The organism is Metapseudomonas resinovorans DSM 21078, from assembly GCF_000423545.1.
GTDB classification, from domain to species: Bacteria; Pseudomonadota; Gammaproteobacteria; order Pseudomonadales; family Pseudomonadaceae; genus Metapseudomonas; species Metapseudomonas resinovorans.
Genome location: NZ_KE384034.1, coordinates 62719 through 87051, shown reverse-complemented (window position 1 = coordinate 87051; position 24333 = coordinate 62719). Strand labels below are relative to the sequence as shown.

The following is a 24333-nucleotide window of genomic DNA, read 5'->3' as shown; positions in this document are numbered from 1 at the left end:
TCTGCCAGGTCCCGACTTGGGGCCAATGGACATAACAGTCAACAAATGAGGGCTACACCCTATGAGAAGACTTAAGCGTGATCCGATGGAACGAGCATTCTTGCGCGGCTATCAGCACGGCATCAACGGCAAATCCCGCGATCTTTGTCCTTTCACCCATCCCACCACACGGCAAGCCTGGATCAACGGTTGGCGCGAGGGCCGTGGCGACAACTGGGATGGCTACACCGGCACCGCCGGTATTCACCGACTGAACGAACTCCACGCCGTCGGCTGACACAGGATCACACCGACTTCACCAAGCACGCCCCATCCGGGCGGCGGGCGCAAGCCCAGGGGCTCCCTTAGCGGGAGCCCTTTTTATTTCTCCTCAGCTCCTCGGCAACCCCGCGATGGCGTCCACCGCTTCGCGAATCAGCGCCGGCCCCTTGTAGATGAAGCCCGAGTAGACCTGCACCAGGCTGGCGCCGGCGGCGATCTTCTCCGCTGCGTGACGGCCTTCGGTGATACCACCCACCGCGATGATCGGCAGGCGACCGCCCAGCTCACCCGCCAGCACTTTCACAGTGTGGGTGCTCTTGTCGCGCACCGGAGCGCCGGAGAGACCACCCGCCTCATTGCAGTGAGGCAGCCCGTCAACGCCCTCTCGGCCCAGGGTGGTATTGGTGGCGATGACCGCATCCATGCCGGACTCCAGCAGCGCCTTGGCCACCATGGCCGTTTCTTCGTCGGACATGTCCGGGGCGATCTTGATGGCCAGCGGCACATGCTTGCCATGTTGGGCGGCCAGGCTTTCCTGGCGGCTGCGCAGGGCTTCCAGCAGTTGCTTGAGCGAATCACCGAACTGCAGGCTGCGCAGTCCGGGCGTGTTCGGCGAGCTGACGTTTACCGTCACGTAGCAGGCATGGGCGTAGACCTTGTCCAGGCAGGCCAGGTAGTCGTCCACCGCGCGCTCGACCGGCGTGTCGAAGTTCTTGCCGATATTGATGCCCAGCACCCCGTCGTACTTGGCCGCGCGTACTCGCGCCAGCAAATGGTCGACGCCCAGGTTGTTGAAGCCCATGCGGTTGATGATGGCTTCGGCCTGGGGCAGGCGGAACAGCCGCGGCTTGGGGTTGCCCGGTTGAGGACGCGGCGTCACGGTGCCGATCTCGACAAAGCCGAAGCCCAGTTGGGCGAAACCGTCGATGGCGTCACCGTTCTTGTCCAGGCCGGCAGCCAGGCCCACCGGGTTGGGGAACTCCAGCCCCATCACCTTGACCGGCAGGCTTGCCGGTGCCTTGGTCAGCAGGCGATTGAGGCCGAGACGGCCGCCGGCGCCGATCAGGTCGATGGACAGTTCGTGGGAGGTTTCCGGGGACAGGGAGAAGAGCAGCTCGCGGGCCAGTTTGTACATGGTCGGTCGGGCATCGATAGGCGGTATGGGGCGGCGATTATAGCCGCGCCGCGCCCAATCAGGCGAGGCGACGCAGACTGAGGAGCTTGCCGTCGGCGGAAAAATCCAGCTGGAAGGTGCCGCGCACGCCGGAATGTCCCAGGTGCGGGCGCAGATGATGGGCCGGCAGGCTGACCTTGCGGCCGTCGCGACTGCGCAGCAACACACGGTTTGCTCGTCCTTGATAGACTGCGAGGAATTCGTCCGCAGTCAGGGAAATATCCAGCACCACGCTGGGCATGGAGGCATCCTCGACAATGAAGAGCAGGATTCTGCCACACCGTCTGTTCACTCTCCTTCCCCGCCAAGCGGAAATGTCCGACGCCCGGTTCGCACGGCCGGCAACCCTCTGCCACACTGCGACCCGTGACCCGGGAGTATTCAGGCCATGAGTCAGATGCAGCCACCACCACCATTGAGCGCCCGCCTGGCTGCAATCGCCCAGCGTTTCGGCATTGGCAAGACACCGCGTCGGGTATTCGAACGCGCCAGCCAACTGCGACTGCCCTTCCAGCAACTGCCCCGGCCCCAGGAATCCATCTGGTGGCAAGCTGGCCCGCCCTTGCAGCGGCTGGTGGAACTGCCACGCGGCGCCCTGTCCGGCCCCGTCCAGGACGACAAGGCCGAAGCCCACGCCGTATTGGTGGGCGTGGTGAAGCGCAGTGAACAGCACCTCTCCAGTTTTGACCTGCGCCAAGTCGACGGCCTGTGCGGCAACGACAACGAACCGGCGCCCTCCCCGAGCTTCGAGGACTACCTGGCTGGCCTGCACAGTCGCAAGGTCCGAATCATCAGTTACAAGGACTTCATCAAGGCCATCAGCCTGCCGCTGCCACGCTTTCTCGCTGGCGCGCCCATCAGCCTCTTCCGAGCCAACTGGCACGGCAATCGAGTGTTCTGGAGCGGTGACCAGCACTCCGAAGCCTTCGCTGCATCCATTGCGTACGCACGCCTGCGTGAGCTAGAAGCCACCCTCCCCGCAGCAATCACCGACTACCGCCTCGACCCCGGCGGCCTGGAGCTCCTGGACGACCGCTACCACGTACTGGCCATGCCGGTGCAGGCCTGGAGCGATCCGGCCTTCATGGGCCTGCTGCTGGACGGTGGCATCCCCTACTCGCGCCTGACGTTCCTGCGCAACTCCGGAGCGCCGGAGCTCATTCTGCTGCCAAAGAAGCACGCCGAAGCCACGGCCCTGGGCGAAGGCCTGCGCCTGGCCGGCGCAGCAGATGTAGTGTCCTATCTGCAAAGGCTGTGCTGATCGCTGCCTTGGGGCGATTTCGATTCCTGGTGAACCTGTCCTTTCGCGAAGCACACCCGCGCACTGGGTCGCACCCGCTCAGCGACTCCCCACTATCCGGCGATCGAGTAGGGTGAGGGATTACTCCCTCAGCCCTCTCACACCACCGTACGTGCGGTTCCGCATACGGCGGTTCAATTAATACACTGGAGTCGCTGCACAGTACTGCGCAGCGAGACCAACCCCATTTTGGCGAAGTACAACGTCTGTACTGCCTGGTTCATGTGATGGGATGCCGAGTTCCACCAAGGCCCGCGCCCATTAACGCTCGATTGCCACGCCCGCTCGGGCCTAAGCCCAAGTGAGATGAGTCGTCGTTCGCGGGTCTTCGGGGTTTTCCACTGCCGCCAGAGCAGGCAACGTAATTTTCGACGCAGCCACCAATCGAGCTCATCCAGTGTCCGCATGTTTGCGGTCAGTCGGAAATAGTTCGCCCAACCCCGCAGTACGGGGTTTAGCACCTCGATGGTGTGGGGCAAGGACCGTCCTCGGCCCTTGCGCAGCAACTCACGAACTCGATCCATCAGCCTGCGAAGACTCTCGGGGGCGATCCGCACCCGAGCTTCCTTGCGGTAGATCGTGAGCGCATAGCCCAGAAACTTTCGCTTCCAAGGCCGCGCCACTGCGCTTTTCTGCTCGTTGATACGCAGTTTCAGATGGCCTTCCAGGAAGGCTCTGATACTCGCCATCACCCGCCGGCCTGTGCATTCGCTACCGACATAAATGTTGCAGTCGTCGGCGTAGCGGCAGAACTTCAACCGCCGTCTTTCCAGCTCTCGATCAAGATCGGTCAACAGGATATTCGACAGTAGCGGGGACAGCGGCCCACCTTGAGGCGTGCCTTCGTTGCGAGGTTGGATCACGCCATCAGCCATCATCCCCGCTTCCAGGAAGCGTCGAATCAGCTTCAGAACGCGACCATCCTTCACCCGGTAGGCGAGTCGAGCCATCAGCACATCGTGGTTGACCCGGTCGAAGAACTTCTCCAGATCGATGTCCACCACCCACTGCTTTCCATCGGCTACATACTCTTTCGCCTTGGCGACCGCATCGAGCGCACTTCTCTGCGCACGGAAGCCGTAGCTGCCATTGGAGAAAGTGGGCTCGAAGATCGGTTGCAGTACTTGATGGAGCGCCTGCTGGATAAGTCGATCTACCACCGTGGGTACGCCGAGTCTTCTAACCCCGCCGTTAGGCTTGGGAATGTCCACTCGGCGCACCGCCCGAGGCAGGTACCGATCCTCCAGCAGTGCCGCCCTCACACTCGACCAGTGCACCAACAGCCAGTCCTTCAATTCCTCGACCGTCAGGCGATCAACGCCCGCTGCGCCTCGGTTCTTCAGGACGCGCTTGTGCGCTCGTCGCAGGTTGCTGGGTTCGACCACCAGCTCCATGAGCCGGTAGCCCTCCGATTTCGTTCGCCCAGCTGTCGCCGCAACCCCCTCAGCACTCTGCGGGCTTCCTTCCGGATTCCGTCCGGCTCTGGCAGGCAGGCCTCCCATATCGGGAGCTTCTGCGTCATCGTGGGTTGTCGAGATCAGTTGTCCTACTCTCGGTATTAATTGTTCAGGCCTTCAGTCTCGTGACCTACTATGCCCTCTGCTGACTTCTGCACGGTCATTCCTGCACCTCACGGTGCCGGTAGCCCTGACGGGCAACCGTGCAGATCTCCCCGGGTATTGCGCACCCACTTTCCCGCTTATGCCTGTCGGATCTACGTCATGGCGTTCTGTGCAAGTACTGGGCTTTACAGATTTCGGACTGCTTACCCCGCCATGCCGCCTCGTATCCGCTTCCTGTTCGTCAGGCCAGCGTTTTGCCTCGGGCTTCCTTCAGACTCGCAGTCACCCGCGAAACCCTTGCCTCTGGCTAGCACTTCCCCTTGCCGGGTGTGCAGGGGACTTTCACCCCTCAGTGAGTGCGCCCTGCCGGGCGCACCGAAAAAAACCCCGCCGAAGCGGGGTTGAGAGCACTAAAAACCTACAGCGTCACGGGCATCAGGGAATGCATACGCCGTGCTGGCCGCTCTGGGCCAGGTCCATGAGCTCACGGTTGGCCACCGCGTACATGGCGTAGTCGGTTGCAGTGGCGGCGCGCAGCTCGACCAGCATGGCCTTCCAACGCTCCACCAGGGCACGGTGCTGATCCAGCCACAGCGCCACACGTTCTTCGATATCCGCCGGACCGTCGTTCATCTGCAGGACGGAGATGGTGATCGCCCGCTGTTGCCAGTCCAGATCGTCGCGGAACGCTTCCCGCGCCAGCGCTTGCCAGTTGTTCTCCACGGGCAGACTGGTGATCTGCTGCAGGTACCACGACAGGTCCAGCGCGCCGCCCACGGCGAAGTAGGCCGCAGCCACTTCCGCGGCGTCCTTGCCGGTGACGTCCGACGCTTCGATGATCGGCAGCAGGGTGTAGAGGTGGCTGGTACCCGCCACGACGCGGGCCAGGTCTTCCGGAGCACCGGCCTGCACATAGGACTGGAAGCGCGCCAGCCAGAGCTCGCGGGACGGGCCTTCCAGCAGCTCATCCAGACGACCGGCCAGGGCCTCCACGCGCGGAGCGAAGTGATTGACGTCGCGCGCGGCATTCTGGTCTTCGCGACGGCTACGCAGGAACCAGCGGGTAGCACGGCGACCCAGGCGCATCAGTTCGTCCATCAGGGTCAGTTGCAGCTCGGCCGGGACCTTGTAGTCCAGTGCCTCGATCTGCTGCCACCAGTGCGGCAGGCGGAATACATCGCGCACCACGACATAGGCGCCGGCCACGTTGGCCGCGCTCATGCCAGTGGACTCCTTCAGGCGCTGCACGAAGGTGATGCCCATGTGGTTGACCAGGTCGTTGGCGATCTGGGTGCTGATGATCTCCCGCTTCAGGCGGTGGCGACGCATGGACTCGCCGAAGGTTTCAGCCAGGCGCGCCGGGAAGGCAGTCTCCATCTCCTGGGCCAGGTAGTCATCGTCCGGCACCAGGGATTTGAGCAGGGACTCCTTGAGGTCGATCTTGCTGTAGGAGATCAGTACCGACAGCTCCGGACGGGTCAGGCCCTGGCCGTTGGCGATACGTTCGTTCAACTCCTCGTCGGAGGGCAGGAACTCCAGGCCGCGGTCCAGCTTGCCGGCCGCTTCCAGGGCGGCGACGAGGCGCTTGTACTCGCCGATCTTCTCGCGGGCACGGCGTTGAGCCAGGGACAGCGCCTGGGTCTGCTTGTAGTTGTTGCCCAGTACCAGGTTGCCCACGTCGTCGGTCATCTCGGCCAGCAGCTTGTTGCGCTGCTTGCCGGTCATGTCACCGGCCGCAACGATCTCGTTGAGCAGGATCTTGATGTTGACTTCGTGGTCCGAGCAGTCCACACCGCCGGCGTTGTCGATGAAGTCCGTGTTGCTGGCGCCGCCGTTGAGGCCGTACTCGACGCGGCCCAGTTGGGTCATGCCGAGGTTGCCACCCTCGCCCACTACCTTGGCGCGCAGTTCGCGGCCGTCGACGCGCAGGGCGTCGTTGGCCTTGTCGCCCACGTCGGCGTGGCTTTCGCTGCTGGCCTTGACGTAGGTACCGATGCCGCCGTTCCAGAGCAGGTCTACCGGCGCCTTCAGCAGGGCATTGAGCAGCTCGGTGGGGGTCAGCTTGTCGGCCTCGATCTCGAAGCGTTGCTGCATCTGCGGGCTGATGGCGATGCTCTTGGCGGCGCGCAGGAAGATGCCGCCGCCTTCGGAGATCAGCTTGGTGTCGTAATCGGCCCAGGAGGAACGCGGCAGATCGAACATGCGCTTGCGCTCGATGAAGCTGGACGCCGCATCCGGATTCGGGTCGATGAAGATATGCATGTGGTTGAAAGCGGCCACCACTTGCAACTTATCCGACAGCAGCATGCCGTTGCCGAACACGTCGCCCGCCATGTCGCCGATGCCAATCACGGTGATGTGATCCTTCTGCACATCGATGCCACGCTCGCGGAAGTGACGCTGCACCGACACCCAGCCACCCTTGGCGGTAATGCCCATGCCCTTGTGGTCGTAGCCGGCCGAACCGCCGGAGGCGAAGGCGTCGCCCAGCCAGAAGCCGTAGTCCTGGGCAATGCCGTTGGCGATGTCGGAGAAGGTCGCGGTGCCCTTGTCGGCCGCCACGACCAGGTAGGGATCGTCGGCGTCGTGGCGCACCACGTTGGCCGGCGGCACCACCTTGCCTTCCTTGAGGTTGTCGGTGACGTCCAGCAGGCCCGAGATGAAGATGCGGTAGCAGGCGATGGCTTCGGCCTGGATGTCATCACGGGTGCCACCTACGGGCAGACGACGGGGGATGAAACCACCCTTGGCGCCCATGGGCACGATCACCGCGTTCTTCACCTGCTGCGCCTTCACCAGGCCCAGTACTTCGGTGCGGAAGTCTTCCTCGCGGTCGGACCAGCGCAGGCCGCCACGCGCCACGTCACCGAAGCGCAGGTGTACACCCTCGACGCGTGGGCAGTAGACGAAGATTTCGAACTTGGGCACCGGGCGCGGGATATCGGGGATCAGGCGCGGACTCAGTTTGAAGCTGAAGTAAGACTTGTTCTGGCCGGCCGCATCGGGCTGGTAGAAGTTGGTGCGCAAGGTCGCCTTGATCAGGTCCAGGTAGCGACGCAGGATGCGGTCTTCGTTAAGCACGGCGACGTTGTCCAGCTCACCCAGGATGGCGTGCTCCAGTTTCTGCTGCTTGTCGTCCAGGTCGTCCGCCGCCAGCTTGCGCGCCAGGTAGAAGCGGGTTTTGAACAGACGCACCAGCTCCTTGGCGATGTTGACGTGGTTCAGCAGGGTGCTGGCGATATACGAGAGGTCGAAGCCCAGGCGGATCTGCTTCAGGTAACGGGCATAGGCACGCAGCAGGGCGACGTCGCGCCAAGGCATCGCGGCGGTCAGCACCAGGCGGTTGAAGGCGTCGTTCTCGGCATGGCCGCCGACGATATGCACGAAGGCGTCCTGCAGGGTGTCGTTGAGCTGCTGGATATCGACGTCATCACCCAGCGCACTGGTGAAGGCGAAGTCGTGGATCCAGTACTGGCGACCATCCTGGCGGACCAGGCGGTAGGGGAATTCACCCAGCACGCGCAGGCCGAGGTTCTCCAGAATCGGCAGTACATCGGACAGGGCCAGCGGCGTGTCGGCATGGTACAGCTTGCAATGCAGCTGCTGCTCGCCCTGGGCCAGTGGCTGATAGAAGCTCATCACCAACGGGCGCTCGTCGGACAGGCTGTACAGGTGCTGCATATCCACCACGGCCGAGTGCGGGGCGAAGCGCTCGCGATAACCGGCCGGGAAGCCTTTCGGGAAGTCGGCCAGCACGCGGGTGCCCTGCCCTTCGCCGAAGCTTTCGTTGACCAGGCTGGCGTAGTCGTCCTTCCAGGAGCGGCAGGCCTGGATGACTTCCTTTTCCAGCAACGTGGTGTCGACGCTCACCTTGTTCTTCGGATCAAGGCGCAGGATGAACTGCACGCGTGCCAGCACGGATTCGGAGAAGAAGGTCCAGAACTCGCAGTCGCTGGCCTGGAGGCGATCCATCAGGATCTGCTGGATCTTCAAGCGGGTTTCGGTGGAGTACACGTCGCGCGGCACATAGGCCAGCGCGTAGGCGAAGCGGCCATAGGGGTCGCGGCGCAGGAACAGGCGGATCTTGTTGCGTTCCTGCATCTGCACGATGGACATGGCGGTGGAGAAGAGATCGTCCACCGGAGTCTGGAACAGGTCGTCGCGCGGCAGGACTTCCAGCACCTGCGCCAGTTCCTTGCCCAGGTGGGCCTTGGCATCGAAGCCCGAACGGCGCTGAATCTCCGCCACCTTGCGACGGATGTAAGGGATGTGCTCGACGCTTTCGGCATAGACGGACGAGGTGTAGAGGCCCATGAAGCGGCACTCCTTGATCACCTTGCCCTTGGCATCCAGCTCGCGGATGGAGACGAAGTCCGGATAGGCCGGGCGGTGCACGCGGCTCGGCTCGGCGGCCTTGGCGAAAGACAGCAGATTGGGCTCACGCAGGTAGGCAACCGCCTCGCCCTCGATGTGCAGGTCATCCTTCTTCAGGCCGGCGCGGCGCAGCCTGGAAACGCCCAGCAGGGACTTCTCGTCGTAGACCAGGTGGCCACCGTTCTTGTCGTCGGCCACCGTGAACTCTTCGTAGCCAAGGAACGTGAAGTGGTCGTCCAGGATCCAGTCCATGAACACCTTCACTTCCTTCAGCTCTTCGCCGTCGACCTTGAGCTTGGCCTTGTCCAGCCACGCCAGCAGCTCCTGAGCCTTGGCCTTCATCGACTTGAAGTCGGCCACGGCCACACGGACTTCACCCAGCACTTCCAGCAGTGCCTTTTCCAGGGTCTTCATGGCGCCGTTGTTAGCGCAACGGTCGATCTCCAGGAACATCAGGGATTCCTGATGCACATCCTTGCCCTGATTGCCCTTGGGCAGGACGTCGATCAGTTCGCCCTTGGCATTACGGCGCACGCTCAGCACATTGTTCTGCAAGGTGTGGATGCTGTAGCCACGGCGGTTCAACTCCATGCGCACCGAATCCACCAGGAAGGGGATATCCGGGTGCAGCACTTCCACGGCGGTGTGGGTGGACTGCCAGCCGTGCTTCTCGTAATCGGGGTTGAACACCCGGACCTCAGGCCTGGCGGAGTCGAAGCGCTCCAGCAGGCGCCACGACGACAGGGTGCAGCCAACCAGGTCGGACAACCGGCGCTGGGTCAGCTCGTCGAGGGCGATGATGCCGAAGAATTGTTCGGCGAACAGGGAAACTTGTGGCAATACCTGTTCGCTGACGTGCTGCGCCAGGGCCGCTTGCAGTTGATGCTGGAAGTCGGCTTTGCTGGCCGCCGTGAAGAACGCCATGGTTGTGCTCCGCTAGGCTCGTTTTGTTGGGGTTAAGCGTAGATCGCTTAATAAGCGGAGAAAGGGCCACAGGTCGATCCGGGCAGTGCGGCCCTGCTCCGGGCAAGCGCCGGGTGACAACTGCGACCCGGCGGTCACCATTGCCGCGAAAGCTTAACGAGGGAGCAATGCCACGCGCTTACGGTGCTGCGACATATTCGTTCATGCAGAGTCCCCCGACGCGCTTTCCCGGGCACCCGCGCGAAGCCGCTGTGTAAGGACCCTGTAAACCCCACCCCGGTCACGGAACCAACGCTCGAGTTCAGGCTCTTCTAGGCCGTCTCCCCTGGTCTGGATTAAAGTTATGCATCATCCCCGGAGGGCTTACAGCTCTCTTCTCTCCAGCTCAACGAGTCCATCGATGGAACACCGTGATGCGCTAGTCGCCCTTCGGAACTACCTTTCCACCCAGATCCTCGGCCAGGAAAAACTCATCGACCGCCTGTTGGTTGCCCTGCTCGCAGACGGCCACCTGCTGGTCGAAGGCGCGCCCGGCCTGGCCAAGACCAAGGCCATCAAGGACTTGGCGGACGGCGTGGAAGCGGAGTTCCATCGCATCCAGTTCACTCCCGACCTGCTGCCAGCGGATATCACCGGCACCGAGATCTACCGCCCTGAGAACGGTAGTTTCGTCTTCCAGCAGGGCCCCATCTTCCACAACCTGGTCCTGGCGGACGAAATCAACCGCGCGCCGGCCAAGGTGCAATCGGCACTGCTGGAAGCCATGGCCGAGCGCCAGGTATCCATCGGCCGCTCCACCTACGCCCTGCCGCCGTTGTTCCTGGTGATGGCAACCCAGAACCCCATCGAGCAGGAGGGCACCTATCCCCTGCCCGAGGCCCAGCTCGACCGTTTCCTGATGCACGTTCGCATCGGTTTCCCGGATGCGTCGGTGGAACGCAAGATTCTCCAGCAGGCCCGAGGCGAGGCCCTGCACGGCGAAACCCGTGCCGAGCACCAGGTGAGCCAGCAGGCGATCTTCGCCGCGCGAAAGGAAATCCTCGGCCTCTACATGGCCGACGCGGTAGAGGAGTACCTGGTGCATCTGGTCATGGCCACCCGCACCCCGGCCAAGTTCGACAGCGAGATGGCCGAATGGCTCGCCTGGGGCGCCAGTCCACGTGGCTCCATCGCCCTCGACCGCTGCGCCCGTGCCCACGCCTGGATGGCCGGCCGCGACTTCGTCAGCCCGGAAGACATCCAGGCGGTGCTCTTCGATGTGCTGCGTCATCGCCTGATCCTTTCCTTCGAGGCGGAAGCCGCTGGCATCGACCAGGACCGGGTGATCCAGCGCATTCTGGATGTGGTAGCGGTAGCCTGATGCGCCTGAAAGCTGCAGCCTGGAAGTTCCGCATCCGGAAACGCCGACCGGCGACGCCTGGTTTCGCTCCGCCCGCGGCCAGTGCGGAAGGCGTGCATGTCGGACTCGCCGAGCTGATCGACATGCGCCACCGGGTCCGGGAAGTGCAGCTGTTCTCCAGCCCCGCCCGCCGCAGCCCGCTGATTGGACTGCACCATTCCAAGTTGCGTGGACGCGGCGTGGACTTCGATCAGGTGCGTATCTATCAGGCGGGCGACGACGTGCGCACCATCGACTGGCGCGTCACCGCACGCACCCAGGAACCCCACACCAAGCTGTTCCACGAAGAGCGCGAGCGGCCGGTGTTCATCATGGTCGAGCAGAGCCAACGCCTGTTCTTCGGCACCGGGCAGGTGTTCAAGTCGGTGCTTGCCGCACAAGCCGCGAGCCTCATCGGCTGGGCTGCCCTGGCCCACAACGACAGGGTTGGTGGACTGGTGTTCAGTGACCAGGAACATCACGAGATCAAGCCACGGCGCAGCAAGCAGAGCCTTCTGCAATTGCTGAGCCGCCTGGCCCGCGCCAACCAGGCCCTCGGCAGCCCCGGCAGCGCCCAGCGCGAGGGCTTCAGCCTGGCCCTGCGCCGCGCCCGAGAAGTACTTCGCCCTGGCAGCCTGGTGGTGATCCTCTGCGACGAGCGAACCCTGTCCGATACCGCGGAGCAACAGATCGCCCTGCTCGCCCGACACACCGACCTGATCCTCATGCCGGTTTCCGATCCCCTGGACCACGCGCTGCCCGCCGCCGGCTTGTTGCGCTTCGCCGAACAGGGCGCGCAACTGGAGCTGGATACCCACGCCAGCGACCTGCGCCAGGCCTATCGCGAACAGGGCGAGGCGCGGGTTGCGCGCTGGGAACGCCTGGCCCAGCGACTCGGCGTCCTGTTGCTGCCAATGACGACCCAAGAAGGCATGATCGAGCAATTGCGTGACCACTTGCAGCGCAAGGGCGGCGGCCGATGACTCCGCTGGAGGGGCTGGAGCCCCTGATCGCACCGGCTGCCATTTCCTGGTGGCCGCCCGCGCCCGGGTGGTGGTGCCTGCCGCCCCTGCTCGGGTTGCTGGCCTGGGCGCTTTGGCGCGGGTGGCGTCGACGCGCGCAGCAGGATGCAGTCGAAGGCGAACAACCACTGGACCCGATGCGCCAGACCGCCCTGGAAGAGCTGGCGCGCCTGCCCAAGCCCTACGACGGTGCGCCGGCCGGTCCCTGGCTACAGGAGCTCAACGGCCTGCTCAAACGTCTATGCCGCATGCACTATGCCGGAGACAACAGTCATACCCTGAGCGGCCGAGCCTGGCTCGCCTATCTCGACAACCGCTGCCCGGCCGCGGGCCTGACACGCTGGATGATCCTGGTAGAAGGCGCCTACCGTCCGCAGTGCAAACTGGACGACAAGGCCATCGCCGGCCTCTACCAGTCCGTCGAGACGTGGATCCGCAAGCATGTTTGAGTTCACCTGGCCATGGATCTTTCTCCTCGCCCCGCTGCCTTGGGTCTTGCGCCTGCTGCTGCCGCCCGCAGACAGCGGTGACGCAGCGCTGAAGGTGAGCTTCCTTGCCGACCTTGAGGGCCTGGCCGGCCGACGCGCCCGCGCCAACCTGCCGGCCTGGCGCCAGCAGGCACCCTTCGCCCTGCTCTGGCTCTTGCTGCTCTGCGCCGCCGCGCGCCCGGAATGGGTCGGCGAGCCACAACCCATGCCCACCAGCGGCCGCGACCTGCTGCTGGCAGTAGATGTGTCCGGCTCCATGGACTACGCCGACATGCGTTGGGAAGAGGAAGACGTCAGCCGCCTGACCCTGGTGAAGCATCTGATGGGCGAATTCATCGACGGCCGCCGCGGCGACCGTATCGGCCTCATCCTGTTCGGCAGCCAGGCCTACCTCCAGGCCCCACTCACCTTTGACCGCAACACCGTGCGCACCTGGCTGGAGGAGGCCCTGATCGGGATTGCCGGCAAGAACACGGCCATCGGCGACGCCATCGGCCTGGCGGTAAAACGCCTGCGCCAGCGTCCAGCCAACAGCCGCGTGCTGGTGCTGATCACCGATGGCGCGAACACCGGTGGCGAGATCGACCCGCTGACCGCAGCTCGCCTCGCTGCCCAGGAGCAGGTGAAGATCTACACCATCGGTATCGGCGCCGACCCGCAACAGAGCGACGTGCTTGGCATCCTCGGCCTCAACCCCAGCATGGACCTGGACGAACCTACCCTGACCGCCATCGCCGAGCAGACCGGCGGCCAGTACTTCAGGGCACGCAGCAGCAAAGAGCTGGAGGGAATCGAGGAAAACCTCGACCGCCTGGAGCCGGTGAGCCAGCGCGCCAGCCAGACCCGCCTGGCGTATGCCCTCTACAGTTGGCCCCTGGCCGCCGCCCTGCTGCTGAGCATCGTCCTGGTCTGCCGTGTCCTCTGGCCCCACGCGCTGCAGCAACGCCCGCAGTGGCTGCGGAGGCGCACATGATCGAGCTCTGGCCCCACTGGCTGCGACCCGCCTGGCTGCTTCTGCTCCCCCTGTTGGGCTGGCTGCTCTGGCAGCTCTGGCACCGCGAGCGCCGCAGCGGCCGATGGGAGCAACTGCTGCCGCGCGCCTTCCAGCCCTGGTTGCTCAGCGGCGGCAGCCAGCGCAACAACCGACTGCCGTGGCTGGCCCTTGGCCTGGCCTGGCTGCTCTGCCTGCTGGCCCTGCTCGGCCCGAGCTGGCAGCAGATGGAACAGAGCACGCAGAAACGCGCCGACCCACTGGTCGTGATGCTGGAACTGACGCCGTCGATGCTCGCCACCGACATTTCTCCGAGTCGCCTGGAACAGGCCAAGCGCAAATTGCGCGACCTGCTGGAGGCCCGACGCGATGCGCAAACGGCAATCGTCGTCTACGCCGGCAGCGCCCACAGCCTGGTGCCACTGTCCGACGACCTGATGACCAGCCTCAATCTGATCGACTCGCTGAAACCCTCGATCATGCCGCAACAAGGGCACCGCGCCGACCTGGCAGTCGCCAAGGCCCTGAAGCTGCTGGAACAGGGTGCCCAGGGCCAGGGGCGTCTGTTGCTGATCACCAGCGGCCTCGACGACCAAGAGCAGACAGGCATCCGCAAGACGCTTGGCTCACGTGCCGAGCGCCTGTCCATCCTCGGTATCGGCACGGCGGCAGGCGCGCCTATTGCCCAGGAGGACGGCGGTTTCCTCAAGGATGACCAGGGCGCCATCCTCTTACCCAAGCTCGACAGCACCCAGCTCCGCCGTTTCGCCACGAGTCTGAGTGGCCGCTATGCCAGCGTCCGACTGGATGTAGGCGACTTGCGCAGTCTGGGACTGCTGGACGGTCCTTCGAGCCTGCGCGAGAGCGGCGAAATCGCCCGCCTTGCCACCTGGGCTGACCAGGGCCACTGGCTGCTGCTGCCTTTGCTGCTGATCACCGCCTGCGCCGGGCGCCGTGGCTGGCTGTTCTGCCTGCCGCTGTTGCTGGTGCTGCCGCGCCCCAGCCTGGCCATGGAGTTCGAGGATCTCTGGCTGCGCCCGGACCAACAAGGCCAACGCCTGCTGCAAGCCGGGAAGCCCAGCGATGCGGCGCAGCGTTTCACCGATCCGCGCTGGCAGGGCATGGCGCTCTACCAGGCCGGTGACTACACCGAGGCTGCGGCCCGCTTCGCCCAGGGCGACAGCGCAACGGACCACTACAACCGCGGCAATGCGCTGGCCCAGGCTGGCGAACTGGAAGCCGCGATTGACGCCTACGACTCCGCCCTGCAACGCCAGCCCGACTTGGCCGCAGCGCAGAAGAACAAGACACGGGTCGAAGAACTGCTGCGCCAACGCGAAGCAGAGGCCAGCGCCGGAAAACAGAGCCAGCAAAGCGATGAGCAGCAGCAGGGCGGGCAGACCGGCGATCAACGTACGGCGCAACAACAGAACAGCGGACAGAACGCCGACGAGCGCACCGCGCAGCAAGGCAATGGCGAAGCCCAGCCAGGCAACCAGACGCGATCGACCACCGGAGGCACGGCCGAAGAGGCCACCTCCCAGGAGGCCGCAGAGGACCAGACCGCCAGCACCGAACCGCTGGGCGACGAGCGTCGCCAGGCACTTGAACAATGGTTGCGACAGATACCGGACGACCCCGCCGAGCTGCTACGCCGCAAGTTCTGGTACGAACAGCAACAGCGCCAGGAAGAACAGTGATGACGCGCCTGCTATGCACCCTCCTCCTTAGTTTGCTGGCCCTGACCGCCCTGGCCGCCGGCTTCACCGCCAATGTCGACCGTACGCGGCTGAGTGAAGGCGAGACCGTAGAGCTGACGCTCGAATCCTCGGATCCGACCCTGTTCGGCAAGCCTGACCTGGCACCGCTGAACGCGGACTTCGAGGTGCTCGGTACCCGGCAGATCAACCAGCTCGGCACCTTCAACGGCAAGAACGACCACGCCACCCGCTGGATCATTACCCTGCAGCCGAAACAAACCGGCTTTGTCACCATCCCGGCACTGAAGCTCGGTGACGTCCATAGCGCTCCCATCACCCTGCACGTGCAAAAGGCCGAGAAAAGCGAGAAATCCACCGGCGGCAACCTGGCCCCGGTCTTCATCGACGCCAGCCTCGACCAGGAAAAAGTCTACGTGCAGGCCCAGGCCATCCTCACTCTGCGCATCTACCACTCGGTTTCCCTCTACGACGACAGTAGCCTCAGCCCGCTGCAGATGGACGACGCCCGCGTCGAGCAACTGGGTGACCCGCGCACCTACGAGAAAGAGATCAATGGCGTGCGCCATGGTGTGATCGAGGTGCGCTATGCCGTGTTCCCGCAGAAAAGCGGCGTGCTGAACATCCCCCCGCAGGTGTTCAGCGCCACCCTGGTCGACCCGGGCAGCGAGACCGGCTACCAGCCCTTTGGCCCGCGACCCGGCAAGCTGACCCGGGTGAACTCACCGCGTATCCCGCTCACCGTAATGCCGAAGCCCTCCGAGTACCCGACCGATGCCCCTTGGCTGCCGGCGCGCAACCTGACCCTGGCCGAATCCTGGAGCCCCGACCCCAAAGGCGTACAGGCTGGCGACTCACTGACCCGCAGCCTGCTGTTGAACGTGGAAGGTCTTTCCAGCGCCCAGATCCCACCGCTGCCGGCGACCCAGGCCAAGGGCCTGCGCCGCTATCCGGACCAGCCACAGCGAAGCAACAAGATCGACGACCGCGGACTCATCGGCAGCCGTGAGGAGCGCGAGGCCCTGGTGCCCACCGCCAGTGGTCGCCTGGAGCTGCCAGCGGTCGTCGTGACCTGGTGGAACACCCGGGACAACCGTGTGGAGCGCAGCGAGATTGCTGCGCGCACCCTGGAAGTCGCCATCAATCCCGAGCTGGAGCCTGCTCCCGCGCCGACTGCGGGCGCCCAGAACGACAGCCGAATCGACCGCGCGCGTCTCTGGCCCTGGCAAACGGCCTGCGCCCTGCTCGCCTGTACCACCTTGCTGGGCTTTGGCCTGTGGTGGAGGGCACGCCGCCAACCGGCGATCCTGCCCACGGTCCAGGCCGGCCCGAGTCCACGTACCCTGCTGGATGAGCTGCGCCGCGCCTGCCAATCCAACGACCCCCACGCTACCCGCCAGGCCCTGGACAACTGGGCTCGACAGCACCCGGAGACGCTCGCCGACATGGCCGCCCGCTTCGTGCCGCTGTCCGACGCCATGGACGGCCTCAATGGTGCCCTCTACAGCGAAGCCGGCCAGCACTGGCAAGGCGAAGACCTGTGGAAGGCCATCCGCGCCCTCCCCGCCCCCCAGGTGGAACAGCAAGCCACGGGCGAACCGAGCCAGTTGCCTCCGTTGTATCCACGCTGAGGTTCAACTAGGGCAGGTTCTCTTTCTGTACGGGCGCTCCAGCCCGTAGCCCGCAGGCCTGCTGTAGGTTGGTCCGAGCTTTGCGAGGCCCAACGTAGGGGTTCGACCAGGATCGTTGGGCTTAGCTGCGCTCTGCCGCAACCTACGGGTAGTCACAACAATCCACGCGCATAAAAAAAACCGCGGCCTGGGCCGCGGTTTTTCATCCAGCTGATCAGGCTTAGTGCGCCAGCAGCGAACCACCAACCTTGCCCGCCAGCTTCTCGGGCTTGATCAGGAAGCGCGCCAGGGCCGGCAGCAGCCACAGGGCACCGAACATGTTCCAGAGGAGCATGAAGGTCAGCATCAGACCCATATCGGCCTGGAACTTGATGGCCGAGAACATCCAGGTGGCAACCCCGATGGCCAGGCAGAGACCGGTGAAGAGCACGGCCTTGCCGGTGGACTTCAGGGTCTGGTAGTACGCCTCCTGCAGCGGTAGGCCAGCACGCAGGAAGCTTTCCAGGCGGCTGTAGATGTAGATGCCGTAGTCGACACCGATACCCACGCCCAAGGCGATCACCGGCAGGGTGGCCACCTTAACGCCGATACCCAGCCAGGCCATCAGCGCGTTGCCCAGCACCGAAGTGAGGATCAGCGGCAGCACGATGCACAGGGTGGCCGCGATGGAGCGGAAGGTGATCAGGCACATCACGGCAACGCAGATGTACACCAGGATCAGGATGGTCAGCTCGGCCTCGGCGATCACCTCGTTGGTGGCCGCTTCGATACCGGCGTTACCGGCCGCCAGCAGGAACTGCAGGCCATCCTTGTTGTGCTCCTTGGCGAACTCTTCCACCGCCGTGACTGCACGCGTCAGGGTCTCGGCCTTGTGGTCGTTGAGGAACACCAGCACCGGTGCCAGGGAGCAGTCGGAGTTGTACAGACCCTCGGCACGGCTGATGGAGTTGTTCAGGACGTCCTGGTTGCGCGACAGGGTTTCCCACTTCAGGTTGCCTTCGTTCATCCCTTTGATCACCTGCTTGGAGACGGTGACCATGGAGATGGCCGATTGCACGCCCGGCGTGTTCTCCATCTTCCACATCAGTTCATCCACCGGCGCCAGGGCCTCATGGGTCGAGCAGCCCTCGGGGCCGGTCTTGACCATGACTACCAGCACATCGGAGCTGGTGGAGTAGTTGTTGATGATGAAGTTGTTGTCCTGGTTGTAACGCGAGTCCGGACGCAGTTCCGGAGCGCCCTGGTCGAGGTCGCCGATCTTCAGGTTCTGGCCGTACCACAGGCCGCCACCGAAGGCGATCAGGGCGATGACCACGGAGATCGGTGCAACAACCGGATGAGCGAAGTTGGACAGCAGGCGCCAGAACGGATGATCACGCACCGCGTCCTTCTTGCTGCGCTCGATGGCCTTCTTGCTGATGCCGACATAGGAGATGGCGACCGGCAGCAGGATCAGGTTGGTGAACACAATCACCGCCACACCGATGGAGGCGCCGATGGCCAGCTCGCGGATCACTCCGATATCGATGATCAGCAGGGTGATGAAGCCCACGGCGTCAGCGAGGATGGCGATCATGCCCGGCAGGAACAGCTGGCGGAACGTCCGCCGCGCAGCGGTCAGGGCGTTGTCGGCGTCGCTGGATTGCAGGGCGATACCGTTGATCTTCTGCACGCCGTGGGAAATACCGATGGCGAAGATCAGGAACGGCACCAGCATCGAGTACGGGTCGAGGCCAAAGCCCACGCTGTGCATCAGCCCCAACTGCCAGACCACTGCCACCAGCGTGGTGATGAGCACGGCGATGGTGCTGCGGATACACCAGGTGAACCAGTAGAGCAGCACCAGGGTAATCAGGAAGGCGATGCCGAAGAACATCACCACCATGATCAGGCCGTCGATCAGGTCACCCACCTTCTTCGCGAAGCCCACGACATGGACCTTCACATTGGGGTTCTGGGCCTGATACTTGTCGCGGATCTTCTCTTCCAGTTCATGGGAGAACTGGCGGTAGTCCAGCTTCAGCAGCTTGCCCTGGTCGTTCGGGTCCGGATAGGACTCCAGCAGCGGCACATCGATGATGCTCGACTTGAAGTTGTTGGCGACCAGGCGGCCGATCTGGCCGGACTTGAGTACGTTGTTGCGTAGCTCTTCCAGACTATCCGGGGAACCGTCGTAGGTCTGCGGGATGACCTCGCCGCCGGCAAAGCCTTCCTCGGTCACTTCGGTCCAGCGAACGCTCGGGCTCCACAGGGACTTCAGGCCGGAACGATCCACACCGGAGATGTAGAACACCTCGTCGTGGATCTGCCGCAGGGTCTCCATGTACTCCTTGGAGAAGATGTCGCCGTTGACCGCTTCCACCGAGATACGAACGGTGTTGCCAAGGTTGGCAAGGTCATTGCGATGCTCGAGCATCTTCTGGATGTAGGGATGATGCAGCGGAATCATCTTCTCGAAGCTGGTAGACGGCCGCACCTGCATGGCCTGCCAGAAGAGAAAAACGCTGACCAGCAGGCAGATGACGATCACTGCCGGCCGGTTGTTGAAGATCAGGCGCTCCAGGAAGGTCGCCTTGTCCTGGTGATGGGTACTCATCGAAACTCTCCGCCTTTTCTTATAGTTGGCCCAGCTCGGCGCCGGTCGGTGACGCTACGCGCACACCGCCCTGTCCCACCAGGATCAGGTTGCCTTTCTCGTCGGCGATGACACTGGCCAGCGACATGCGATCGCTGCGGTTCACCACTGCGAAGCTACGGCCATTGTCGGTGCTCTTCAGCACGCTGCCGCCATGTCCGACCACCACCAGGCTGCCATCGGGCAGCAGCGCGCCGCCGGACAGGCCGAACTCCAGTTCGCCGTTGCTGGTCTTCAGCGGCACGGTTTCCCAGGTGCTGCCGAAATCCGCGGAACGGAACAGGTGGCCACGCAGGCCATAGGCGATCACCACGCCCGGCTCGGCAGTTCCGAGGACGCCGAACAGCGAACCCTCGTACGGGCCTTCGAGGCGCTCCCAGGTCTCACCCCAGTCGGCGGAACGGAACATGCTGCCCGCCTCACCCACCACGAACAGACCGGTGTCTTTCACGGCGGCAATGGCATTGAGGTGGTACTGGTCTTCGTTGTCGAGGCGGTCGCTGACATCTTCCCAGTTCTTGCCACCGTCCTGGGTGATCAGCAGGGCACCGTAGGCGCCCACGGCAAAGCCGGTATTGGCATCCTTGAACCAGATGTCCAGCAGCGGTGCTTCGCGCTGCAGGTCTTCGAACTGCAGGCTCCAGGACGCGCCGCCGTCCTCGCTGACGAGGATCTGCGAGTCGTGGCCAACGGCCCAGCCTTTCTTGTCATCGACGAAATAGACAGCGGTGAGCATCTGGCGGGTAGGCACCTTGGCCTGGGTCCAGGACTTGCCGTTGTCATCGGAATAGAGAATGTGTCCACGGTCACCAACAGCCACCAGGCGCTTGCCGGCGTGGGCGACATCGAGCAGCAGGCTGCTCACGGCCTTGGGCGATTCGATGGAGAGGACGGGAGCATCAGCGGCCAGCGCGGATGCGGTAATGGGCGCAGCGGCTACAGCAAGGACGGATAGCACACTGAACAGCGAGAGCGCTTTGGCCAGCGGCGAGTGGAAGCGGAACGTCGGCTTGTCGAGGCTATCCACGGCAAGGCCAGACGGGGTGCGCCGCATGACGGGCTCACTCATACACCTTTCCCCTTATTGTTATAGGTGGCGCTACCCAGGGAGGCAGCGCCCTAATCCTAGCCAGCTTTGGAAAGCCTGCACAATCGGCGGGACGTTATGTTTTGTTAAGCGTCGGTGGCGCTCTGTAACACGACGCTCCTGCTCTCCCAAAGAAAAAGGCCGCTCTAAAGAGCGGCCTTTTCCAAGGGGTGTCGCGGAATCAACGAGTACCGCGGCGACGCAGGGCAGACGGCTTGAAGTAGCCATCGTCCGGCACGGCCTGGGTGAAGTCGATGGTGGTCGGCTCTTCGTTGTCCAGGTTCTGCACGTGGTAGCGGCGGGCCTGAAGGTCGTGGAACACATCCAGCGCGGACCAAGTGGTCGGCAGGTCGTAGTAGTTCTTCAGGTAGGCCACCGATACGCGCCACAGTTCGCCACGACCGTCGTACTGGTCGACGACAGCGGCTTGCCAGCTGTCCTCATCGAGGTACAGGGTGCGCTTGGAGTAGATGTGGCGGGCGCCCTGCTTCAGGGTGCCTTCCACGACCCACACGCGGTGCAGTTCGTTACGGGTGACGGCCGGGTTCAGGTGGCCCGGTTGCAGCAGGTCCTTGTACTTAACCTCAGGGCTGGAAACCTTGTAGTTGTTGTACGGAATGTAGATTTCCTTCTTGCCCACCAGCTTCCAGTCGTAGCGGTCCGGAGCACCGTTGAACATGTCGGTGTCATCGGCGGTACGCAGGCCGTCAGCGGCAGCGATCGGCGTGTCGTAGGCGAGGTTCGGCGCACGGCGCACGCGACGCTGGCCGGCGTTGTAACCCCAGGCCTGACGCGGCTCCTGCACCTGATCGAGGGTCTCGTGGACCAGGGTGGCGCCACCGGCCAGACGAGCCGGGCTCTTGGTGAAGGACAGGTAGTAGAACAGGGTGTTGTTCAGGTCAGCGTACGAACCTTTCGGGTTGTAGTACTTGAACAGGGCTTCCTGCTGCGAAGTCACCAGGGAGTAGTCGCCATTGCGCTGCACGGCCACTTCCGAGGCGCGACGCACGATGTAGCTGCCACGGTAGCGGGTGATGTGGTTCCACAGGGCTTCCACGCCGTTTTGCGGGATCGGGAACGGGATGCTGCCGTAGGCATCGGCAAAGCCGTTGCCACCGTCCAGCAGCTTGGCGGCAGAGGCGTTCTTGATGGCGTTGTCATACACCCACTGCGGCGCGGAGCCGGAGCGGCGGGTCTGGTAGACCGGCATCTGGAAGCTGCTCGGGTAGGCGTTGAACAGGGCGATCTGACCAGGCGTCAGGTTGGCCTTGTACTGGTCCAGGTTGGCCTTGGTGATGGTGAACAGCGGCTTGTCTTCCGGGAACGGGTCCGGATGGTGCTGACCGGACTTGTAGCCGGCCGGCGCCTGGGTGATGCCACCGGTCCAGGCCGGGATGGTGCCGGCGGCGTTGCCGGCTTTCTCGGCGCCGAAGGGGGTGAGGCTGGCGCCGAGTTTGGCGACATCCTGGGCCGAAACCGAAGCCAGCGCACTGCTGGCGGACAGCGCCAGGGCAACCGCGGCGCTAATCAGCGAAAGCTTTTTCAGCATGGGGTTTCTCCGTGATGAGTCTGTATCGGGCGCCTAGGGACGCCCGTGTAGTTCTTGTTGGGCTTAGAAGGAGTACTTGACGTTGACACCGATGTTGTCGCGGTCACGAACCGAGTTGTTCTGGCCGCCACCGTAGAACTCGGTGTACTGCAGCTCGGCTTCCAGGCTGTTCAGGTAGGTCGCCTTGACGCCGACGGTGTAGGCCTTGCGACCTTCGATGAAGCTGCCGGTCTGGTAGGAGTTGCCCTCGAAGTCATCCTTGTAGACGACGTAGGGCGAAACGTTGACGCCCGCGTAAACGTCGTTCCAGGTACCGGACATCAGCAGGGTGTAGCCATAGGCGTTCTTGTTGACCTGATCGTCACGCTCGCCGCCGGAAACGTAGGAGTTGTTGCCACGGCCGGAGTAGTAGCGCTTCTGGCCGTTGAACGCGGTGTACTGCAGGTCGCTGCCGCGCAGGTGCTCGGAAGCCAGCTCCGCCACGCCGATCAGGGAGTCGAAGGACAGCGACGGACCGAAGTTGTAGATCGTACCCAAGGAGGTGTTAAAGGCTTCTACGCGCTCATAGTTGTGGATCGAGTCACCCAGTTGCACGTCCTGGCCGCCGATGTTGACGATGCGGCCGGATGCCAGTTGCGGGGCTTGAAGCAGCAGGTCGCCCAGCAGGTCGTTGGTAGTAGCGACGCCAATCGGCAGGTTCGGACGGTAGGCCAGCTCACCGAAGACCGAGGCGTCGCCCACGGTGGTGTTGAAGCTGAAGCCGTACATGCGGATGTCTTCGGCGTACTCACGCTGTGCTTGCACGGCGTTCGCTACGTCGATAGTCGCCAGGCCACCCGCAGCGGTGGTAGCTGCCGTAGTCAGGGCGCTGGAGTAAGCCCGCGCAAGATTTGGGTTCAGGGCAGGGTTGGCCAGCACGGCCTGCAGTTGGGCAACCGAGATACCTGCCTGGGCGGCAACGGCTCGCTGAACCTGAGGCGCCAGGGCGGTAGCCGACTGGCCCGCGATCTGGGCCAGGTTCAAACCGGAATAGTCGCCCAGGTTGGCGGCGATGGTCGGTTCTTTGGCGTGGTAGTTGACGAAGTAGAAGCCGAACTCGGTGGAGTTCAGTTCTTCAGCGATATAGCGGAAAGCCACACCGAACTGACCGTCGTTCTTGGCGTTGATGTCCGGGCCAATCGAGGCCACCTTGATCACGCCATTGGCGTCGACGTTGCGGCCGCCCTGAAGGCCGCCTATACCTGCGGCGCTCAGGCCACCATAAAGCGGCGCAAGCGGCTGCAGCGCGGGCTGAGTCGAGTAGGCGGTATTGCCACCATCGGCAAAGAGGTCGGTCTCGGAGTAGTAGGTCCCCACCGGGTCGATGGCCGATTCCTTCCAATTCCACTGGTAGAAGGTTTCCATCGACAGGTTCTCGGTCAGGCCGAGGTTGAAGCTCAGGGCTTCCACCGGCACCAGCACTTCCTTCAACTCGGAGCCCGGCAGGCGGAACTTGGCGGCGTCCACCGGGTTGGTGGTGTTTACGCCACCGCGGTAGAAGATGCCCTCACCCCAGTTGAACACCTGCTTGCCGATACGGCCGGTGACCGGCATGTCGGCCACGTCCCAGTTGCCGTAGAGGTAGGCGTCGAGGATCTGCGCGTCACGGCCGGCCTTGTGGCGGGTTTCGTAGGTGAAGCTGTCATCCTTCGGGAAGTTCTGGCTCGGCTGCACCGGGTTGTTGTTGTCGTAGTAGTCATTGCGCTTGTCCATGATCTGAGTGTCATAGAACGCAGTGCCACGAACGAACATGCCGTAATTCTTGTAGGTCGCTTCCAGGTCGGAAGTGATCTTGTAAACCTCGGAGACCAGGCCGGTATCGAAGTTGCGGTTACCGTCGTTGGTGTTGATGTCGTTGTTGGTCTTGTCCTGGCCCTGTACGCGCCAGAGTTGGCCGTAGGAGACCGTGGTATCCAGGGACCCGGAAATTTCGTCGTTGGCGAAGCTGAACTCCACCGCCTGGGCCTGGGCGGCTACCAGCAGCGGCAGGATACCGGCGAAGGCGAAACCTGCCTTGGCGGGTGCGAAACGCAACATGGGCTTGCGGGACTTGAGCTCCATCGAGTCTTACTCCGTGGACTGATCACTTTGTTATTGGCTGCCCGTCGGGCGGGCTTGTTTGTCCAGCCGCTTGGCGGCCTTTTTTGCTTCGGCAGGAAATCCCCAGCGCAGAGCACACCCCGTTCCCGATGCACCGAAA

Annotated in this window: 16 protein-coding genes; 8 read left to right on the top strand and 8 right to left on the bottom strand. The window is 63.6% G+C overall.

Annotated elements, in window-relative coordinates; all coding sequences use genetic code 11:
• Positions 1-61 precede the first annotated feature (61 nt).
• Positions 62-277 carry a ribosome modulation factor gene (gene rmf / locus G559_RS0127850; protein WP_028631373.1) on the top strand — a complete coding sequence of 72 codons (216 nt, stop codon included), beginning with the start codon at positions 62-64 and terminating at the stop codon, positions 275-277.
• A 93-nt stretch (positions 278-370) separates the two neighbouring features.
• Here the strand turns inward: rmf and G559_RS0127845 are convergent, their stop codons facing one another.
• Together G559_RS0127845 and G559_RS0127840 are read right to left on the bottom strand one after the other, a co-directional pair.
• Positions 371-1396, bottom strand: coding sequence for a quinone-dependent dihydroorotate dehydrogenase (locus G559_RS0127845; RefSeq protein ID WP_028631372.1), 1026 nt, complete (start codon positions 1394-1396; stop codon positions 371-373).
• A gap of 58 nt (positions 1397-1454) precedes the next feature.
• Entirely contained in the window at positions 1455-1676 is a 222-nt protein-coding gene (locus tag G559_RS0127840) for a DUF2835 domain-containing protein (RefSeq protein ID WP_028631371.1), read from the bottom strand.
• 147 nt (positions 1677-1823) lie between these two features.
• Between G559_RS0127840 and G559_RS0127835 the strand changes: the two genes are divergently transcribed.
• On the top strand, positions 1824-2696 hold the full coding sequence (locus G559_RS0127835) for a DUF6685 family protein (protein WP_028631370.1): 873 nt from the start codon (positions 1824-1826) through the stop codon (positions 2694-2696).
• Positions 2697-2869: 173 nt separating this feature from the next.
• Here the strand turns inward: G559_RS0127835 and ltrA are convergent, their stop codons facing one another.
• Positions 2870-4129: a group II intron reverse transcriptase/maturase gene (ltrA, locus tag G559_RS0127830; RefSeq protein WP_245586557.1), complete on the bottom strand. Its 1260-nt coding sequence runs from the start codon at positions 4127-4129 to the stop codon at positions 2870-2872.
• A gap of 603 nt (positions 4130-4732) precedes the next feature.
• The gene (locus G559_RS0127825; protein ID WP_028631368.1) at positions 4733-9595 is read right to left on the bottom strand and encodes an NAD-glutamate dehydrogenase; all 4863 of its coding nucleotides are present in this window, start codon (positions 9593-9595) and stop codon (positions 4733-4735) included.
• A 400-nt stretch (positions 9596-9995) separates the two neighbouring features.
• On the opposite strand from G559_RS0127825, the gene G559_RS0127820 reads away from it, so the two are divergent.
• The 6 genes from G559_RS0127820 to G559_RS0127795 all read left to right on the top strand — a co-directional run bounded on the left by G559_RS0127820 (position 9996) and on the right by G559_RS0127795 (position 16823).
• Positions 9996-10955, top strand: coding sequence for an AAA family ATPase (locus G559_RS0127820; protein ID WP_028631367.1), 960 nt, complete (start codon positions 9996-9998; stop codon positions 10953-10955).
• Positions 10956-11077: 122 nt separating this feature from the next.
• On the top strand, positions 11078-11956 hold the full coding sequence (locus G559_RS0127815) for a DUF58 domain-containing protein (RefSeq protein WP_051246950.1): 879 nt from the start codon (positions 11078-11080) through the stop codon (positions 11954-11956).
• Positions 11953-12444: a DUF4381 domain-containing protein gene (locus G559_RS0127810; protein ID WP_028631365.1), complete on the top strand. Its 492-nt coding sequence runs from the start codon at positions 11953-11955 to the stop codon at positions 12442-12444. The genes G559_RS0127815 and G559_RS0127810 overlap by 4 nt, the downstream gene beginning before the upstream one ends.
• Entirely contained in the window at positions 12437-13456 is a 1020-nt protein-coding gene (locus G559_RS0127805) for a vWA domain-containing protein (protein ID WP_028631364.1), read from the top strand. Before G559_RS0127810 ends, G559_RS0127805 begins: the two co-directional genes overlap by 8 nt.
• A complete protein-coding gene (locus tag G559_RS0127800) occupies positions 13453-15174 on the top strand; it encodes a VWA domain-containing protein (protein ID WP_028631363.1) in 1722 nt (573 codons plus the stop codon). The genes G559_RS0127805 and G559_RS0127800 overlap by 4 nt, the downstream gene beginning before the upstream one ends.
• The gene (locus G559_RS0127795; protein WP_028631362.1) at positions 15174-16823 is read left to right on the top strand and encodes a BatD family protein; all 1650 of its coding nucleotides are present in this window, start codon (positions 15174-15176) and stop codon (positions 16821-16823) included. Before G559_RS0127800 ends, G559_RS0127795 begins: the two co-directional genes overlap by 1 nt.
• Positions 16824-17043: 220 nt before the next feature.
• On the opposite strand, the gene G559_RS0127790 is transcribed toward G559_RS0127795, so the two are convergent.
• From G559_RS0127790 to G559_RS0127775, 4 genes are all read right to left on the bottom strand, one after another.
• Positions 17044-19419, bottom strand: a complete 2376-nt coding sequence (locus tag G559_RS0127790; protein WP_028631361.1) for an efflux RND transporter permease subunit — start codon at positions 19417-19419, stop codon at positions 17044-17046.
• 19 nt (positions 19420-19438) lie between these two features.
• Positions 19439-20527: a WD40/YVTN/BNR-like repeat-containing protein gene (locus tag G559_RS0127785; protein WP_028631360.1), complete on the bottom strand. Its 1089-nt coding sequence runs from the start codon at positions 20525-20527 to the stop codon at positions 19439-19441.
• A 199-nt stretch (positions 20528-20726) separates the two neighbouring features.
• On the bottom strand, positions 20727-22094 hold the full coding sequence (locus tag G559_RS0127780) for a DUF1329 domain-containing protein (RefSeq protein ID WP_028631359.1): 1368 nt from the start codon (positions 22092-22094) through the stop codon (positions 20727-20729).
• 63 nt (positions 22095-22157) lie between these two features.
• Positions 22158-24194 carry a DUF1302 domain-containing protein gene (locus G559_RS0127775; RefSeq protein WP_028631358.1) on the bottom strand — a complete coding sequence of 679 codons (2037 nt, stop codon included), beginning with the start codon at positions 24192-24194 and terminating at the stop codon, positions 22158-22160.
• Positions 24195-24333: the final 139 nt, after the last annotated feature.